The organism is Streptomyces luteolifulvus (assembly GCF_008806595.1).
Lineage (GTDB): Bacteria > Actinomycetota > Actinomycetes > Streptomycetales > Streptomycetaceae > Streptomyces > Streptomyces luteolifulvus.
Map to the genome: position 1 here is coordinate 1 of NZ_VZRB01000070.1, position 15550 is coordinate 15550.

Annotated in this window: 17 protein-coding genes and 1 pseudogene; 10 read left to right on the forward strand and 8 right to left on the reverse strand. The window is 69.2% G+C overall.

The window, feature by feature from the left end; all coding sequences use genetic code 11:
• Positions 1-17 precede the first annotated feature (17 nt).
• Positions 18-368 (reverse strand): DUF6953 family protein, encoded by a 351-nt coding sequence (locus F7R91_RS40800; protein WP_150958804.1) that lies wholly within the window; start codon positions 366-368, stop codon positions 18-20.
• Between F7R91_RS40800 and F7R91_RS44490 the strand changes: the two genes are divergently transcribed.
• On the forward strand, positions 300-569 hold the full coding sequence (locus F7R91_RS44490) for an integrase core domain-containing protein (RefSeq protein WP_225321105.1): 270 nt from the start codon (positions 300-302) through the stop codon (positions 567-569). The two genes, F7R91_RS40800 and F7R91_RS44490, sit on opposite strands and share 69 nt — an antisense overlap.
• Before the next feature lie 21 nt (positions 570-590).
• On the opposite strand, the gene F7R91_RS40810 is transcribed toward F7R91_RS44490, so the two are convergent.
• The gene (locus F7R91_RS40810) at positions 591-875 is read right to left on the reverse strand and encodes a hypothetical protein (RefSeq protein WP_150958809.1); all 285 of its coding nucleotides are present in this window, start codon (positions 873-875) and stop codon (positions 591-593) included.
• 661 nt (positions 876-1536) lie between these two features.
• Between F7R91_RS40810 and F7R91_RS44495 the strand changes: the two are divergent.
• The 3 genes and pseudogenes from F7R91_RS44495 to F7R91_RS40825 all read left to right on the forward strand — a co-directional run.
• Positions 1537-1614 (forward strand): annotated as a pseudogene (locus F7R91_RS44495) (IS3 family transposase); the annotation flags it as partial.
• Positions 1615-1814: 200 nt separating this feature from the next.
• Positions 1815-2060: a hypothetical protein gene (locus tag F7R91_RS40820; RefSeq protein WP_225321106.1), complete on the forward strand. Its 246-nt coding sequence runs from the start codon at positions 1815-1817 to the stop codon at positions 2058-2060.
• Positions 2061-2399: 339 nt separating this feature from the next.
• Positions 2400-2645, forward strand: coding sequence for a DUF397 domain-containing protein (locus tag F7R91_RS40825; protein ID WP_150958810.1), 246 nt, complete (start codon positions 2400-2402; stop codon positions 2643-2645).
• Positions 2646-2904: 259 nt separating this feature from the next.
• On the opposite strand, the gene F7R91_RS42425 is transcribed toward F7R91_RS40825, so the two are convergent.
• Complete coding sequence (locus tag F7R91_RS42425; protein ID WP_191971883.1) at positions 2905-3348, reverse strand: hypothetical protein; 444 nt, start codon at positions 3346-3348, stop codon at positions 2905-2907.
• A 46-nt stretch (positions 3349-3394) separates the two neighbouring features.
• Complete coding sequence (locus F7R91_RS40835; RefSeq protein WP_150958815.1) at positions 3395-4255, reverse strand: helix-turn-helix domain-containing protein; 861 nt, start codon at positions 4253-4255, stop codon at positions 3395-3397.
• A gap of 1273 nt (positions 4256-5528) precedes the next feature.
• On the opposite strand from F7R91_RS40835, the gene F7R91_RS43955 reads away from it, so the two are divergent.
• The 3 genes from F7R91_RS43955 to F7R91_RS40855 all read left to right on the forward strand — a co-directional run bounded on the left by F7R91_RS43955 (position 5529) and on the right by F7R91_RS40855 (position 9071).
• Positions 5529-7187 (forward strand): PucR family transcriptional regulator, encoded by a 1659-nt coding sequence (locus tag F7R91_RS43955; RefSeq protein ID WP_150958819.1) that lies wholly within the window; start codon positions 5529-5531, stop codon positions 7185-7187.
• A gap of 299 nt (positions 7188-7486) precedes the next feature.
• Positions 7487-8830, forward strand: a complete 1344-nt coding sequence (locus F7R91_RS40850) for a type III PLP-dependent enzyme domain-containing protein (protein WP_150958821.1) — start codon at positions 7487-7489, stop codon at positions 8828-8830.
• Positions 8831-8864: 34 nt separating this feature from the next.
• Complete coding sequence (locus tag F7R91_RS40855) at positions 8865-9071, forward strand: hypothetical protein (protein ID WP_150958823.1); 207 nt, start codon at positions 8865-8867, stop codon at positions 9069-9071.
• Positions 9072-9136: 65 nt separating this feature from the next.
• On the opposite strand, the gene F7R91_RS40860 is transcribed toward F7R91_RS40855, so the two are convergent.
• Positions 9137-9463: a hypothetical protein gene (locus F7R91_RS40860; protein WP_150958825.1), complete on the reverse strand. Its 327-nt coding sequence runs from the start codon at positions 9461-9463 to the stop codon at positions 9137-9139.
• A gap of 87 nt (positions 9464-9550) precedes the next feature.
• Between F7R91_RS40860 and F7R91_RS40865 the strand changes: the two genes are divergently transcribed.
• Together F7R91_RS40865 and F7R91_RS43580 are read left to right on the forward strand one after the other, a co-directional pair.
• A complete protein-coding gene (locus F7R91_RS40865) occupies positions 9551-10717 on the forward strand; it encodes an IS630 family transposase (protein WP_225321108.1) in 1167 nt (388 codons plus the stop codon).
• A 240-nt stretch (positions 10718-10957) separates the two neighbouring features.
• The gene (locus tag F7R91_RS43580) at positions 10958-11116 is read left to right on the forward strand and encodes a hypothetical protein (RefSeq protein ID WP_225321109.1); all 159 of its coding nucleotides are present in this window, start codon (positions 10958-10960) and stop codon (positions 11114-11116) included.
• 265 nt (positions 11117-11381) lie between these two features.
• Here F7R91_RS43580 and F7R91_RS40875 read toward each other — a convergent pair whose 3' ends face one another.
• The gene (locus F7R91_RS40875; protein WP_150958827.1) at positions 11382-11768 is read right to left on the reverse strand and encodes a PIN domain-containing protein; all 387 of its coding nucleotides are present in this window, start codon (positions 11766-11768) and stop codon (positions 11382-11384) included.
• Positions 11765-12028 carry a hypothetical protein gene (locus F7R91_RS40880; RefSeq protein ID WP_150958831.1) on the reverse strand — a complete coding sequence of 88 codons (264 nt, stop codon included), beginning with the start codon at positions 12026-12028 and terminating at the stop codon, positions 11765-11767. The genes F7R91_RS40875 and F7R91_RS40880 overlap by 4 nt, the downstream gene beginning before the upstream one ends.
• 837 nt (positions 12029-12865) lie before the next feature.
• Between F7R91_RS40880 and F7R91_RS40885 the strand changes: the two genes are divergently transcribed.
• Complete coding sequence (locus F7R91_RS40885; RefSeq protein WP_150958833.1) at positions 12866-13312, forward strand: transposase; 447 nt, start codon at positions 12866-12868, stop codon at positions 13310-13312.
• Positions 13313-13678: 366 nt separating this feature from the next.
• Here F7R91_RS40885 and F7R91_RS43585 read toward each other — a convergent pair whose 3' ends face one another.
• Entirely contained in the window at positions 13679-15538 is a 1860-nt protein-coding gene (locus tag F7R91_RS43585; RefSeq protein ID WP_225321111.1) for a DUF2637 domain-containing protein, read from the reverse strand.
• Positions 15539-15550 lie beyond the last annotated feature (12 nt).

Consider the following 15550-nt stretch of genomic DNA (forward strand, 5'->3'; position numbering starts at 1 on the left):
ATGCCCGCGCGATTCCCTCACACATCCACAACCATACCGACCAGTAGGTATGCGGAGAGGGTGACCTTCACCATACGCCGCGTCCGCCCGGGGCCCGTAGCGTGACCGGGGCCGGTCAGGTGAGTGGGCAAGCTCCACCCCTTCCACACGTTGTTCCAGACCACGGTGTCCCCGCTGATCTCCTTGAATGCCTTCAAGACCGTCTTGTGGATCGCCGAGTTGCCGTTGTCGTTGGTGTAGGTCAGGCCGTCGTCGAAGTTCTTCGCGATGGGGTCAACCGCATCGCTCTGATAGAGCTCGTGAGCACGAGACTCGGTGATCTGCTGGAGCATCCAGGCCGCAGCGGCCTGAGCATCAGTGGCACTCATGCGGGGACCCTGATATGTAGGCGGGAAACACTCAAGGGCGCGAAGGTGTGGCCCACCGCCCGCCACGCGAGGCTCGCGGCCTTCCGCTGGGCGAGCCGCTACAACACCGTCCACCGTCACTCCAGCCTCGGACAACGCTCCCCGCTCGCCTACGAAAACCTCTTCAACGAACCGTCAACTACGCTTCCCCAAGCCGCATAAGCCCGTGTCCAAACTCCGGGGTCAAGGCCCCCGGTCGCCCGCGGGCCGTTCCATCTTCGACGGCGCGGCCACACCACGCACCGAATGCCGATCTCGCCCAGAGGCCCGGGCCGGCACAAAGCCGGTCGGTCCGGCCTCATAGGCGACCGCGGCCGGCTGCGGCAGCGTGGCCACCCACGTCAGTACGTTGTGCGTCTCGGCGTCGAGACGCTCGCTGAAGACCTCGCCTGTCTCGCTGTCCAGGGCCCAAGCGGTCGTAGTGCGGGCGTGGACATCGAGGCCGACCGAAGTACGCTCGGAGAACATGCCGGTGCCTCCCGGTAATTGCGGCACTACCCGCCACCGTGCTCACCGGTGGGCAACCCGCGTCAACTTCCCTGCGGGGCATCGGTCTTCGGCGCGGCGGCCGACCCCAGCCAGCAACTCAGGACGACCACTTCATACGGTCCACAGCGCAAGGCCCTGTAGCCGAAGGGTGCGCAGGTGCGTGGCGGCCGTCGACGCCGCTTACGGCGCCTCGGCGGCCGCGGCACGGGGCATCACTGCCGACTGGGGGCGACGTCGCGGGCTGCGTACGCCAGGAGTTCCTTGATGGCCGCCTCCTGGTTGGCGGAGCGGTTCCTCGAGCTCCGAGTGATGCGGCCTTGGCGGAGATGCCCCATCGGGCTGACGGTGCGTGCACTGATGGGCTGATGCCGAGCAGGCGCTGGAGGACGGCTGGGGGCATCTGGATGCAGAGATCGAGCAGGGCCGCGCAGCGCGCGCTACCCGTACTTCTGCACAGAACTCCACTCCAACGACGGCCTCGGCGACGCACGCGAGATCCTCCACCGATCCCGGAACGGTTCAGTCCCAGTACCAGCTGTGGCTTTGCACTGAACCTGGCTACGTGCCCGCAGGCCACACGCCATAGCAGCGAACTCATTGGACGGCGAGATCCGAAAGGGATGTCCAGACTCTGAGTGAGCTGAACCGGCAGGGACATACGGTGGCCCGCTGCACTGTCGAGCGCCTGATGCGCGAGATGGGCATCCCGGGGGTGGTCCGCGGCAAGCGTGTGATCACCACGCTGCCCGGCGGGCAGGTCGAGCGGGCTCCCGACCGTCTCGACCGCGACTTCGTCGCCGCCGCCCCCAACCGGTGCTGGGTGGCGGACTTCACCCACGTGAAGACCTGGTCGGCGACCGTCTACGTCGCGTTCGTCGTGGACACACGCCACGGCGGCCCAGAGGCTGGCGGCAGGGGTTGCCCTGGCCAACGCCCGAAGTCGCGGCAGGCCACGGTGAGCATGCCGTCACCGACCGGCCGCCGCTGTCGGCCGAGTGCACGCTCGCCCGGCAGCCGGGCTACCAGGACCTGCACCGCGCGTGCACCCAGACGAAACACGTGCCCCTGCTGCACGCGCTCGACGTGCTGCTGATACGCCACTGCGGCTGCTCCTGCCACGGCCGGAGGCGCGACGACTGGTGCGAGGTTGGTGAGTCTCACTGAGCTCAACCGCGAAGAGGGCCGTATCGCTGCCGAACGGGGTTGCGAACCTTGGGTGTTTGCGGGCTGTCAGGATATCCCGCCCGCCGCCCACGTCGGCTCAAAAGCCCGGCAGCAGCTTGGCAGTCCCGGGTGGGTCGAGCAGGACGGGTGGGCTGCTTGGCGTGGAGCGCGGCAGCCGCAATGGCGTATGGCATATCGACCGGTTCCGGTATGGCTGCCGGGGGTGACGTCCCCTACCCTTGCTCCCGGTAGCCGTCAGTAGTCTTTCGGATGCCGCGTGTGGTCCTGGTCCTGACGTTTGGGGTACTTGCCTGCGGCAGTGCACAACCGTCCACTAAAATGGATGTCGCCATCCAGGCACATCGGGGGGAGCAGGGGGCTGAGGTGGTGCATAAGGGGGAACCCTTGTGGCGCAGGAGCAGCATGTGCGGCAACGAGAACGAGTGTCTCGAGGTCGCCGTGCGGGAGGGTGGCATGCTCGCGCGTGACTCCAAAACGCCTGACCGCTCGCCCGTGCGCTTTACCGCTTCTGCCTGGAGGGCGTTCCTCCACGCGGTGACGCGAGGGGAGTTGTCTGGCTCGTGACGTTCAAGCCAGCGGCAAGAGGTAGGGGGCCTTATGGGTGCCGGGGCATCGGCAGTGCAGCATTTGGGGAAGAAGACGTCCAAACGGCCCGCAGTCCTGGGGGTCGTCACGTTCACCCTCGGGGCCGGCGCTGTGGCGACGCTGGCCGCCGCTCTTGCTTCCCTGCTCGTCGAGAGCGTGCTGGCTAAGAGAGTTCTGTGGGTGGTCGTGGCCGTCGCCGTTGCGGTCGGCGCAGGAGTGTGGCGGGCGGCGTATGGCGCTACGTCGTCCCCACCTGGTTCTGACCGTCTTCCGCACGATGCGCGGACCGGTTCGCCGGAGTAGGGTCGGCGGCCCGGCCACGCCTCCATGCCCGTATCGCCGCCCAGACCAGCCCGCTGAGACCGGATGTCCCCAGGAACGTGAGCGCACCGGTGCCTATCCGGGACCATGGCAACTTGAGCCCCCCGGCCGCCTGGACGACCAAGAGGACCGCCCCGACCACGACCATGAGGGCTGCCAGCCCTAGTCCGCCGAGGACGGCCGCCAGCTTGATCTTCATGGCGCCGCGCGCTTTCTCTATGGCGATGAGGTTCTGTGTGTGCGTGTCGTTTTGGATGGCCTGTGCTTTGAGTTCTTCGTCGGTCAGCCCCGTTGCCTCGGCCCCGAGTATGTAGGTCTGGATCCACTGTTGCAGACCCTGCCATGGTGACCTGGAGACCACGTCGGTCCTCCCCCTGGCTCCACCGCCAGCCGTGGGCCCCGCAGATCTAGCGGGCCCTGAGGTCTTGCTTGATGTGATCGATCAGGTCGACAGACTCGGTGGCGCCGAGTGCCAGATCCGTGATCGTTTGGAAGCACTCCTGGTAGCGGGCCAGCAGTTCCAGATCCTCACCTCCGGTCATGCTGCCGGCGGCGTGCTCCAGATACAGCAGGTCGTCGTCGTCCGGAAAGCCCAGGAGGACGAAGCTGCCCAGCGTGCTGTAGTGCGCTCCGGCCTCGAACGGCAGGACGCGGATCGTGATGTCGTCGCGTGCACCGAAGTCGACCAGCTGCTGCAGCTGCTCACCGAGCACGTCCGTGCCGCCGATCTGCCGCCGTACCGCGGCCTCGTCCAGCACAAAGGTGGCGTCAGGCCGTCCGGATCCGTCGAACATTCGGGCCTGCCGTTCCAGCCTCATGTCCACCACACGGCGCGTCCGTTCGGGGCTCAGGCCACGGGGGGCGAGGAGCGCCTCTGCGTACCTGCGGGTCTGCAGGTGTCCGGGGACGACGACGGGGTGGTACGTGTGAAGGGACGTGGCGGCGCTCTCGTACCCCAGGTACTGGCCGAACTGCGGCGTGACGATCTCGTGGTACTTGGACCACCAGCTGGCCCCCTTGCTGCCCCGGGCCGCCTCCTCGAGCTCGTGCACCTGGGCGGGGTCGGTGATGTCGTACAGGGACAGCAGGGCGCGCAGGTCGGTGACGGACACGCTGACCGTGCCGGTCTCGACGCGGATGAGTTTCGACTGCGACCACTCCACGTGCTCGGCTGCCTCACGCTGGCTCAGGCCGGCCTGCTCGCGCGCGTGTCGTAGGGCGAGGCGCAGTTTGCGCCGGTTGAGGCTGGGGTCCACAGGGGGTGTCATCGCCGCTCCTTCGACCGTGCACGTACCCTGCATCCGGTCTGCCATGCACAGAACGTTTCTAGCTTTCAGTTCTTACCATTATGCATGGCGCTCTCTGCATAGAGCCGAATGCAATTGCAGGCGCGGCGACGGCACGCCCGCGTCGCGGTGGCTCCCCGAAGGCGGCGAGCCGCATCCCCGTCATGGGTCCTCATCCACCACACAACGACCGGACAGCCGTTCGTGCTCCCACAGAGCGCGTTTTTGCACCAGTGGCAGGAGCAGAGAGGCCAATCGGCGCACGAAAACCCTGCGGGCGCACGAAGTCGCGCCAGGCGTGCGCGAGGGGCGCACAGTGGGCCAACATGCTCCAAAAGGCCATCACCCCACCAGTGAGGTGCCCATTCGCAGCCGAATCATCAACTGGACGCCGCCGAGCGGCCAGTCGTGGCCAGCGCGGAAAGGCAACGCCACGTACACCGGACCCCGTCCTGCCGAGTCCCGCGCCTGCGGCGCGGCGTCCCGTGCGCCGGACGTTGGACCGCTCGCCTGCCATGTGGCAGCCGCTGACGTGGACGTAGAGCGGCGGAGCGTCCCGCCTGAGGCCCTGCTCCAGAAGCCACGGTTCGCCTGGATGGGTGGATTTGTAGTGGTCTGGGTGGCGCGCCGAGCGGCTGAGTGGTGTGAGGGGAAAGCTGATTCGGGCGGCGTGATGTGCGGGGATCGGCTCTGCGGGCCGGATGGTGTCCCTCGTCGTGGTGTTGGGGATCAGTGGCTGGGAGTGCGCGGGCGTCTGCCCGGGGCGCACTTCCACCGGCAGGCGACAACGAGCTTACGACCGAAGATCACTTACAACATCAGGACCTCCAGTCTGCTGGGCGCGCGAAACGAGGAGGCTAACAGGCGGATTCAGCGTCGTTTGCGGCCAACTCCAGTGCTGTTTCGTGATCCGTTCAACAGGTTCGTCGGCGGACCGCCGTACGGTGCCGAGCAAGTGACGGATCGAGGGTCACCGATCGGGACCGCTGATGCGGGCGGGATGCTGGGGACCGGCAGGCCGGTTGGGGCTGGAGCCGTGGCCGCTGGGGCTGCTGTGGATCAGGCCCAGTCGTAGTGGCGCGGGCCGCTCAGCCTCTGCTGCGCGCTTCTCCTCAGAAGGACAGGCGGTTCGGGTCCTTGATGGGCCTGCCCCCGACCTGCCCTGCGCCCGCCCGTGCGGCTGTGCGCGGTTGAGCACCCGGCGCTTCTGTGGTGTCGTACGGTCCTCAGCAAGGGACAGGGGGCGCTGATGGGGGTGGACACGTTATCGGAGTGGGGGGCCGCCGCCGCGTCGCAGGTGACGTTGGAGGGCCTGCTGTCGGTGGTGGGCGCGGGGTCGCTGGAGTTGCATGTTGCGCCGGGTGGGCTCGGGGTGCCCGTCGCCGGTGTAGCCGTGCTGGATGTGCTGGAGCCCGGCGTCCGGCCGCAGGAACTGCTTCTCGCCGTCGGTGTCGACGCACGATCGGCCCACGCCATGGACGTCGTACGGCGGGCGGGTGATGAGGGTGCCGCGGGGGTGGTCTTCGGCCCGGGCACGGCGGCGCGGGCCGCCACCGGGCTCCGGAAGACGGCCGAGGAGGCCGGTACGGCGGTGCTGTTCCGTACGTCCTGGTGCACCTGGGACCAGTTGGTGGGTGTACTGCGGGCAGGGCTGGCCTCGGCGGGGCTTCCACCCGCTCTCACCACGCAGGGTGTGGCGCTCGGTGATCTCAACGGGCTGGCCGACGCGGTAGCCGCGCTGGTCGGGGGCGCGGTGACGATCGAGGACATGGAGTCCCGGGTGCTGGCCTACTCGTCCACGGACACCGAGGAGGACGTGGACGAGCTACGGCGGCTGACGATCCTCGGCCGCCGCGTTCCGGCCTGGCGGGTCGCCGCGATGCGGGAGGCCGGGTTCTTCCGGGCACTGTGGGGAAGAGGTGATGTCCTGTACCGGCCGGCCGACGGGGCGGACCCGGAGCGGCTGGTGGGGGCCGTGCGGGCGGGCGGGGAGGTGCTGGGGTCCATCTGGGTGGCGGCGGTCGCGGGTCGTCCCCTCGCCCCGAACGCCTCCGAGGCCCTGCGCGCGGCGACCCGGGCAGCCGCTCCTCATCTGCTGCACCACCGTACGCGCGGTGCGGACACCCGCCTGGTGGAGGACGCGGCGCGGGCGGTGCTGGAAGGGCGTGGGTCCGTCGAGGTGCTGGCGGAGCGTGCTGGGCTGCCGGAGACCGGGAGTTGCGCTGTCGTCGCCGTGCGCGCCGGGTTCGAGCACGAGGGTGACGAGGCGTCACGGCTCCACGGCCTGCTCTCTTTGCACTGTTCCGCCCACGGCTACCGAGCCGTCGTCGTGCCGGTGAGCGGGGCGGCACTGGTGGTGCTGGGCGCGCTGGACCGCGACCGCGGGCGGGCCGACGCGCAAGTGACGGACCTGGGGACGTCGCTGGCGGGGCAGGTGCCGGCCACGCTGGGGACGACGGTGCGGATCGGCCTGGGTGACGTGGCCGCGGGGCTCGCGGGGCTGCCCGAGTCCCGCCGGTCGGCCGAGCTGGCCCTCGTCGCGCTGACGACGGCCGGAGGGTCACGCGTCGTCGCCCGTACCGAGGACGTCGCGGAGACGGTCGGCCTCATGCAGGTCGTGGACGCGCTGCAGGAGGTTGCGCTGCCACCGGGGACCCCCGTGGCGCGGCTGGCGGCGTTCGACGCGGAGCACAGCGGGAGTTGCCTGCTGGAGACGCTGCGGGTGTATCTCGACCGCTTCGGGGACGTGCCCGCCGCTTCGCGCGCCCTGTGCCTGCACCCCAACAGCCTGCGCTACCGGATCCGCCGCATCGTCGAGGTCTCGGGGATCGACCTGGACAGTCCCGACGCCCGGCTGCTCGCCCAGATCCAGCTGCGATTGCGCGACCGCGACGCCGGTGGTTCCGGTCACTGACCGGCTCGGCGGGCTCGGCCGGTACCGCCCACTGCACTGACCGGTACGGCCCCACGGCACTGATCGGAGTGGCAACACGCCTCCACTCCTGGGCCCTTGGCCGTCCGCACCATGGCTCGGCCCGGTCTTCGTCGCCGCGCACAACCGCGGTATGACTCGGCCCGGACACTGCCCTCGGCTCCGGTGCCCGCACCGGAGCCTTTGAGGCCTCCACGAAGACTCCCCGCAGGAAGGCGGGCAGCCTTGGAGTCCGCCCGGCTTGGCCGGGCGTCCCGAACACTGCCACCAGGGGAGACACCATGACCGGACTCACCGACGCCGCCGAACGGCGTGAGCACATCCTGCGAGCAGCCGTACGGCAGGGATTGCTGGATCCCGAGCGGTCTCTGCTGGCCGGATTTGTCGACCTCGACGGCGTCGCCCGGACCGTCGGTAGCCTGCACGCGGCGTTCCCCGACTCGCCCTCCATCCTTCACGCCTTCGCGGCGAAGGCGAACAGCCTGGTGCCTGTGCTGGCGGAGCTGGAGCGCCACGGCATGGGCTGTGAAGTGGCGACGGGCGGCGAGCTGGCCGGGGCACTTGCGGCGGGCTTCCCACCGGAGCGGATCGTGTTCGACTCGCCGGTCAAGCACCGGACGGATCTGGAATGGGCCCTCGACCTGGGCGTCGCGATCAACGTGGACAACTTCCAGGAGCTGGCCCGGATCGACGCGATCCTCGCCGGACGCGACCCCGTCTCGCAGATCGGTGTACGCGTCAACTCCCAGGTGGGCGGGGGGACTATCGCCGCGATGAGCACGGCCACGCAGACGTCGAAGTTCGGCATCCCCCTGTCGGACCCGGACAGCCGCCGGGAGCTGCAGCGGGCGTTTCAGGAGCATCCGTGGCTGACCTGGGTGCACACGCACGCCGGATCGCAGGGATGCCCGCTGGACCTCATGGCCCGCGGGGTGGCGGAGGCCGTCGCCTTCGCGGACGAGGTCAACCGCACGCTCGGGCGGCGCCAGGTGACCGGGATCGACATCGGCGGTGGGCTGCCTGTCAACTTCGCCGGCGACGAGATCACCCCAGACTTCGGCACCTATGTCGCGCTGCTGCGCGACCACGCGCCCGACCTGTTCTCCGGCAGGTACGCGATCGTCACGGAGTTCGGTCGCTCGGTCCTCGCGAAGAACGGCTTCATCGCTGCCTACGTCGAGTACACCAAGACCGCGGGCGGTCGGTCGATCGCGCTCACCCACGCCGGTGTGCAGGTCGCCACCCGCACAGTGTTCGCCCCCGACTTCTGGCCGCTGCGGATCATCGCGCACGACCCGAGTGGCCGGGCGAAGCTCGGCAGCCCCGTCCGGCAGGACGTCGCCGGCCCGGCCTGCTTCTCCGGCGACCTGCTGGCACGCGACCGCGCACTGCCGCGGCTGGAACCGGGCGACATCATCCTGGTCCCGGACACCGGCGCGTACTACTTCTCAACGCCGTTCCACTACAACAGCCTGCCGGAGCCGGCCGTATACGGCGTACGGGTCGGCGGGGACGGCCAGGTCGCCTTCGAGCTCCTCCGACCGGCCCAGGATCCGTACGAGGTGGCGGCCTCGGGGGGCCGGACCGTGCCCGTCCCCCGACCCGGCGGCCTCGTACGCCGCTGACCGTCCCCGCCAGAAGGAGCGAGGAGCACCCGAGGTGGAACACGAAAACCGCACGAAGGGCGACGGGAACGGGCCCTTGCTGAGCCAGCGCGCCGCCGTGGTGTTTCTGCTGGCCGCACTGGTCGGCGTCGGGGCCGCCGTCCTGTCGTCCCTGGCTGGCAACGCCTGGCCCCTCGCGGTCAGCGTCGGCAGCGGTGCGAGCGCCATGGCCGTCGTGTTCTTCAACCAGATCATCGACTAAGTGGTCTGCGTCGTAAGTCCTTCGGGGGTTGACGGCGGAGGCGGTGGTGTGGCTGGCGTGTCTGGTCAGATGTCGGGGGTGGCGAGGTGGAGTCGGCAGGCGCAGTCGAGTGCGTCTGCGGGGGTGCCCGTGGGGCTGCCGGTGGGCAGCAAGGAGTCCTCGTAGCGGTCGCTGCCGGCGTAGTAGAGGGCGAAGCCCCGCTTGCCGACGGCGCCGGTGTAGCGCAGCCGCATCAATTTGACCTGTTCGCCGTCGGCAAGTTCGGCCTCCACGTAGGCGAAGGCGCCGCGGTGGCGGACGTGCAACTGCTCCAGCTGCGGCCAGGCGGTGCGGGCATGCTCGCCGAGGCGCCCCTCCAGTGAGAGCCGGGTGTGTTCCGAAGGCGTGGGCATGGCGTTCATCCTGCCCGAGTGGCCGATCGCCGGGTACGGCAGTCTCTGGCCTGTCGTGATCCACTTCTCCCGATCGGCCTGCCTGCCTTGCCCGTTGCCGCTGCCCGCCCGATAGTCCTGCGCGCCGCCGAGCGCGAGCGGCTGAAGAAGATGGCCTACGGTCACAAGACCGAGTACCGGTTACGCTCGCGTGCGCAGGTGGTGCTGCATGCCGCACGGGGACGCTCCAACGCGCGTATCGCCCGGGAAACGGGCCTGCATCTGGACACGGTCCGCTGCTGGCGGGGCCGGTTCGCCGAGCGCGGTCTCGGCGGGCTGAGGGACCGCGAGCGGTACGGGCGGCCGCCGTCGTTCACCGCGCTGCAGGCAGCCCAGGTCAAGGCCCTGGCCTGCCGGCTGCCGGCCGAGACCGGGGTGCCGCTGTCGCGCTGGTCGTGCCCGGAGCTGGCCCGCGAGGTCGTCGCCCGGGCGATCGCCGGCTCCCTCTCCGCCTCCACTGTGCGCCGTTGGCTGGCCGACGACGCGCTCAAGCCCTGGCAGCACCGCTCCTGGATCTTCATCACCGACCCCGACTTCCGCACCAGGGCCGAGCGGGTGCTGGACCTGTACGCCCGCACCTGGCAGGGCAAGGCGCTCGACGTCGACGAGTACGTCATCAGCGCGGACGAGAAGACCTCCATCCAGGCCCGCTGCCGCTGCCACCCCACCCTCGCCCCCGGCCAGGCCCGCGCCATGCGCGTCAACCACACCTACGGCCGCGGCGGAGCGGTGGCCTACCTCGCCGCCTACGACGTCCACGCCGCGAAAGTGTTCGGCCGCACCGAGCCCAGGACCGGCATCGACCCGTTCATGGCCCTGGTCGCCCAGGTCATGAGCGTCGAGCCCTACGCCAGCGCGAAGCGCGTGTTCTGGATCGTGGACAACGGCTCCTCCCACCGCGGCAAGAAGGCCGCCGACCGGCTGACCGCAGCCTTCCCGAACGCGGTCATGGTCCACACCCCGGTCCACGCTTCGTGGTTGAACGAAGTGGAGATCTACTTCTCCGTCGTCCAGCGCAAGGTCGTCTCGCCCAACGACTTCACCGACCTGACCGAGGTCGGGGACCGGCTCCGAGCCTTCGAAGACCGCTACAACGCCACGGCACAGCCGTTCCAGTGGAAGTTCACCACCTCCGACCTGGACGATCTGCTGGCCAGGATCGACCGGCACACCACCGATCACCAGGAAGAATCCTCCGCCGGGCCAGCTACATGATCAACCCCCGAAGGACTTCCGGACCGGACCACTAAGTTCGCCCCCGGCGTCAAGGAGTCCGCCGGGAAGCAGAAGGGCCGGGGCAGCACCGGACACGGAAACGCCTACCTGGCCCGGGTCCTGGGTCACTGCGCCAGCGCCGCCGGCAAGACCGACACCTTCCTGGGCGAACGCTACCGACGCATCGCCCGCCGCCGCGGCAAGAAGAAGGCCCTGGTCGCGGTAGGTCGGTCGCTGCTGGTGGTGTTCTGTCACCTGCTGTCCGACCCGGACACCGAATTCCACGACCTCGGCTCCGACTTCTACGACGCCCGCATCGACCCCGAGCGACGAAAGCGCAACCACCTGCGCCAACTCGAAGCCCTCGGCTTCACGGTCACCCTCGAACCCGCAACATAGCCAGGGCACACTTCCGCCCGCCGGCAATTCGCCCGTGGGCCGACGACGCACGCCTGCCGCATGGTCAATTTTCGGATGAGACGGACTTCCGGGTACAGAAGCGAAAGAGGCAGATGGCCGAGCCTTCACCCCGGAGAAGGTCATTCGCCGCCTACGGGATGAAAGCCCTCATGGCAGGGCAGCGACGAGAGCTGCATATAGGGCTGAACCTGCAAAACGCCCTCTGAAGAGGGCCGTAATCATCAAACTGCCGGGCCGGCCGACTTCAGCGGTTGAGATCGAAAACGCGGATACTGCGGCCTTCGTATGCTTTCGGGGCCACCGTGGCGACCAGGGCGTCCGCGCCCCACTGGGGCAGATGCCGGGTGGCATGGATCGCGGCACCAATGCCCAGAGGAACGCCGTCCCGGTGCAGTTGCGCCACTTCGAGCACCGCCGGGTAGTCGAGGTCCACGGTGTGGATGACCTCCAGCTGCCCGATGTGCTCGGCGATCCCCAGGTGCTCGCGGTCAGCTTCCAGGATCGAGAGGACCGGTGCCCACAGGCGGGTGTCGGTCTCGAAGTGAGCCCGGTGGATGAGCGCGGAGACGTGGCGGTTGCCCGCGAGCGCTACCAGCGTTGGTGCATCGAGAATGAGGTGGTGCAAGATCATGCGGTAGCGCCCTGCTGCTGGGCGAACGCCTCACGGAGCCTGCGGCCCATGGCAGCGCTCTCCTCGTCGGACACCTCGACGCCGAAGTGCTCACCCAGGTAGGCACGGGTCTGCTCGGCCCACTCACGGCGCTCTTCCTCGGTCAGCGTGGACTCCGCGAACTCCTGCACCAAAGAGCGGATCGACGTTCCCCGGGACTCGGCAATCACGGCGAGACGGTCACGGACTTCGGCAGGCACACGAATCATCGCGTCAGACATGCCTCGCAGTATACATCCATGTATACGCACCTTGAGCATCAGCGCTGCGCGCGGTCGCCGCCGAGCCTGACCCTGGGCCGCCTGACCGCCCACACCCGATGCCGTCCGGCTCCCGGCCCCGGACCGCCGATCAGCCCATCGGCCAGGTGTGACACCGCCTGGCCAGCGGTTTGTATCGGGGTGTTCGCTGCCGCCGCCCGCGTCGCCCTGCGGCCCGCCCCGCAGGCGCCCGAGCCGACCGGCGACCCCACCCGCCGCACCGTCGGCCGACGAGGCAGCCAGCCCGCCCAAGAACGCGCGGACGCCGGAAGGCAGCGACCGCGAACGCGTGGGACGTGACCGTCACAGGTCGCAGCCCTGCAACTGCCGCCGAAAACACTTGTTGTTTGCTCTCGCGAATGAGTAGTTTACTGACACGCGGCAGGGTACTGGAATGAATTCGCCTGTTGGACCTGAACTTGGGGGAAGTCAGATGACGCTAGCTACAGGCGAGGTTCGCAGCACCGAAGGTTGCCGGGAGGCTGTGTGGCCCGCCCGCACACGGGCGGTCTCGCACATCAGGAGCTGCCTGGATGGCCGAAGGGGGCGACGACTCGGCCTGGACGAGCTGGATTTGGTGCGCCGTCAGTTCCCTGGACGGCGTGTGCCGGACGGCATTGCGATCACCGTCTGGCGGGCCCCTCCGCCTGACCGCCGGCGAGCGGAAGCCTCCTCCGCGACCAGCGCGGATCGGTCACACGAACGCACCGGATCGCGTGCGAGGGAGAGTGAATGAACACAACTACAACCGACTTCCGATTCCGAAAGTGACCGGTTACGTCCCGAGTCGCACTCCAAGTGGTCATCGACCGGGCGGACACCGCCCTGACCCAGACCGCGAAGGGGGATCCGCGGGTGAAGGCCCTCACTAAACTGCCCGGCATCGGCCTGCTCACTGCAATGATCATCGTGGCGGAGGTCGGAGACGTCTCCCGGTTCTCCTCGGCCCGCAAGCTCGCCTCCTGGGCCGGGCTCACCCCGACCGTCCGGGGTTCGGACCGCACCGTGCGCTACGGCCACATCTCCAAGCAGGGCGACCCGTGGCTTCGCTGGATCATGAACGAGGCGGCCCAGACTGCCAAGCGTTCCCCGCAGTTCGCGGCCCACTACGAGCAGATCGCGCACCGCCGCGGCAAGAAGATCGCCACCATCGCGATCGCCCGCAAACTCCTCACCCACGCCTACCACCTGCTGCGCGAGGCCGAGACAGCGCAGAAGCCGAAGGAGCCGTGCACAGCAGGATGACAACCATCCCTGAAGGACGGGACACCAAGCCCCGGGCGAGCTCGCAGAACCGCATGAGCCGGCCCCGCCGCGCTCGATGACCTGAGCAGCCCGGCCCCCGAAGGAAGGTCATGATCCCGCCCGGGCCGGGCGGGATCGAATGGGTGCGTGCGAGTCCTCTCCGTATGACCACACACCGGGGGACCATGGCCCGGATTTCCCGCCCACGAGCGCCAACAGCCCGGCGAGCACGGCTTTTCGCCCACCGGGACGGGGCTGTCACACGCCTTGACACCCCAGCCCTCATGGGTGCGGTTTCTCTGGAATGCGCAGCCGGTGGCGCTGACTGGGATCGCTGGTGCGCAGTGACGAGCGGGCGCGGCCTCTTTACTGCTGTGGCGGTGTGTGATGGCGGGTCAGTACCTGCCAGCGCCGCTCGAAGTCGACGGCCTGCTCCGCGATGTAGTCGGTGGTGAGGGGCTTGTTGTGTTGTGCGGTGATCCCATGGGATGCGCACTCCTGCGCAATGGCGTCGAGCGGCGGGGATTCGTTGCGCGCCCGCTGCTCGGCCCAGAGGTTGTAGACACGGAACGGCAGCAGGTAGCGGCGCAGGGTGGAAGGGCTGACCGGCTTTCCGCCGCGGCCGGTCATGCCCTTCTTGCTTGCCAGGTAGGCGGAGAGCTGCTCGGCCTTGGGTTCCTCGCCGTGCGCGGTCTGGTACTCGGTCCAGGCGAGGTAGTAGCGGTCGACGGTGGTGAGCGCGGCGGGCTCCCCTGTCGCGTCGTCCTCGCCCGGCGGGTCGTCGATGGGGGCGCTCACCCGGGGAATGCGCTGCTCCTTGGCGGGGCGCGCGCCCGCGCCGGCCGGTGTCTCCTTCGGCTCGTCCTCGTTTCGGAGGGGATCGCCGGAGGGCGCCTGTGAGGCGGGCTCAGCAGCTTCCTCGTCGGCGGGTGGCTGCGTCTCGTCGAACTCGCGCTGCTGGAAGGTGGAGACGAAGTACTTAAGGTCGTCGGCTGTGATGGGCTTGCCGCCTGCGCCGGTGATCTGGTCCCGCTCGTAGACGTACGGGGCGAGGGCAGCGGCATCCGGGTACGTCCCCTGCTCCCGCGCGTACGCGAGCCAGGCGTTGGAGAAGTAGTCACCCCATCCGTCGTCCGCGTCGTGCGGGGCTCGGGGTTCGATCCCCCCGTTCTCAGCCGTGGGCGTGTAACGCTGCTTGAGGAGCCGCAGCAGGGGTTCGAGTTGCTCCACGGACAGGGGCCCGCCGGCCGCGGTGGCGATGCCGTACTGGTCTTGGAGCCACATGGCGAACTGCGCGGTCGTGGGCTCGAATCCGAAGGCGGCCACCCAGTCCTGGAAGGCGTCGGCGAGGTGTCGGGCGTTCCCTGCGTCTGCAAGGTCGAGCGGCTGCTCCGGGTGTGCGGTGCGCGGCTGCTCCACCGGCTGGGGCTGACCGGCGAGCACCGGCGCCCATTCCTTCTCCTGGTCGACGGCGGCCACGAGTTCGGGGCTCTGCCGCCGGGCCGGAACCGGGGTCCGCCCCACGGTGAACTGAATCGGCGGCTCGTCAATGCCCGCGGCAGCCAGGCCGGCGGGGGCCGTCTCGGCCAAGGGGACGCCGTAGCGGGCCAGGCGCAGCGGCATCAGCGACTCCACCGGGGCCTTGCGACGCCAGGCACGGCCGAAGCGGGAGCGGAGGCTCGCCTGGTAGACCAGACGTTCCTGTTCGAGCTTGATGACCTGCTCGTAGGAGCGCAGCTCCCACAGCTTCATACGGCGCCACAGCAGGAACGTCGGCAGCGGAGAGAGGAGCCAACGGGTGAGGCGGACACCCTCCATGTGCTGGTCGGCCGTGATGTCGGCGATGCGGCCGATCGCGTGCCGGGCCGCCTCCACCGCGACCACGAACAGGATCGGGATCACCGCGTGCATGCCCACACCCAGCGGGTCCGGCCAGGCCGCCGCGCCGTTGAAGGCGATGGTCGCAGCGGTGAGGAGCCAGGCGGTCTGACGCAGCAGCGGGAAGGGGATGCGGATCCAGGTGAGGAGCAGGTCCAGGGCGAGCAGGACGCAGATGCCGGCGTCGATGCCGATCGGGAAAACAGAGGAGAAGTCTCCAAAGCCCTTCCTGAGGGCCAGTACGCGCACGGCCGCGTAGGACCCGGCGAAACCGATCCCGGCGATGATCACAGCGCCGGCCACGACCACGCCGATCAGGATCCGGTGCGCCCGAGTCAGCCGGGGTATCGCGCCGCTGCC

Excerpts from the sequence above, each read along its gene's own strand:
- F7R91_RS40810 (WP_150958809.1), bottom strand. The coding sequence starts at position 875 with ATGTTCTCCGAGCGTACTTCGGTCGGCCTCGATGTCCACGCCCGCACT.
- F7R91_RS40860 (WP_150958825.1), bottom strand. The coding sequence starts at position 9,463 with ATGCCCACGCCTTCGGAACACACCCGGCTCTCACTGGAGGGGCGCCTC.
- F7R91_RS40800 (WP_150958804.1), bottom strand. The coding sequence starts at position 368 with ATGAGTGCCACTGATGCTCAGGCCGCTGCGGCCTGGATGCTCCAGCAG.
- F7R91_RS40875 (WP_150958827.1), bottom strand. The coding sequence starts at position 11,768 with ATGATCTTGCACCACCTCATTCTCGATGCACCAACGCTGGTAGCGCTC.
- F7R91_RS40825 (WP_150958810.1), top strand. The coding sequence starts at position 2,400 with ATGGATGTCGCCATCCAGGCACATCGGGGGGAGCAGGGGGCTGAGGTG.
- F7R91_RS40850 (WP_150958821.1), top strand. The coding sequence starts at position 7,487 with ATGACCGGACTCACCGACGCCGCCGAACGGCGTGAGCACATCCTGCGA.
- F7R91_RS40880 (WP_150958831.1), bottom strand. The coding sequence starts at position 12,028 with ATGTCTGACGCGATGATTCGTGTGCCTGCCGAAGTCCGTGACCGTCTC.
- F7R91_RS40835 (WP_150958815.1), bottom strand. The coding sequence starts at position 4,255 with ATGACACCCCCTGTGGACCCCAGCCTCAACCGGCGCAAACTGCGCCTC.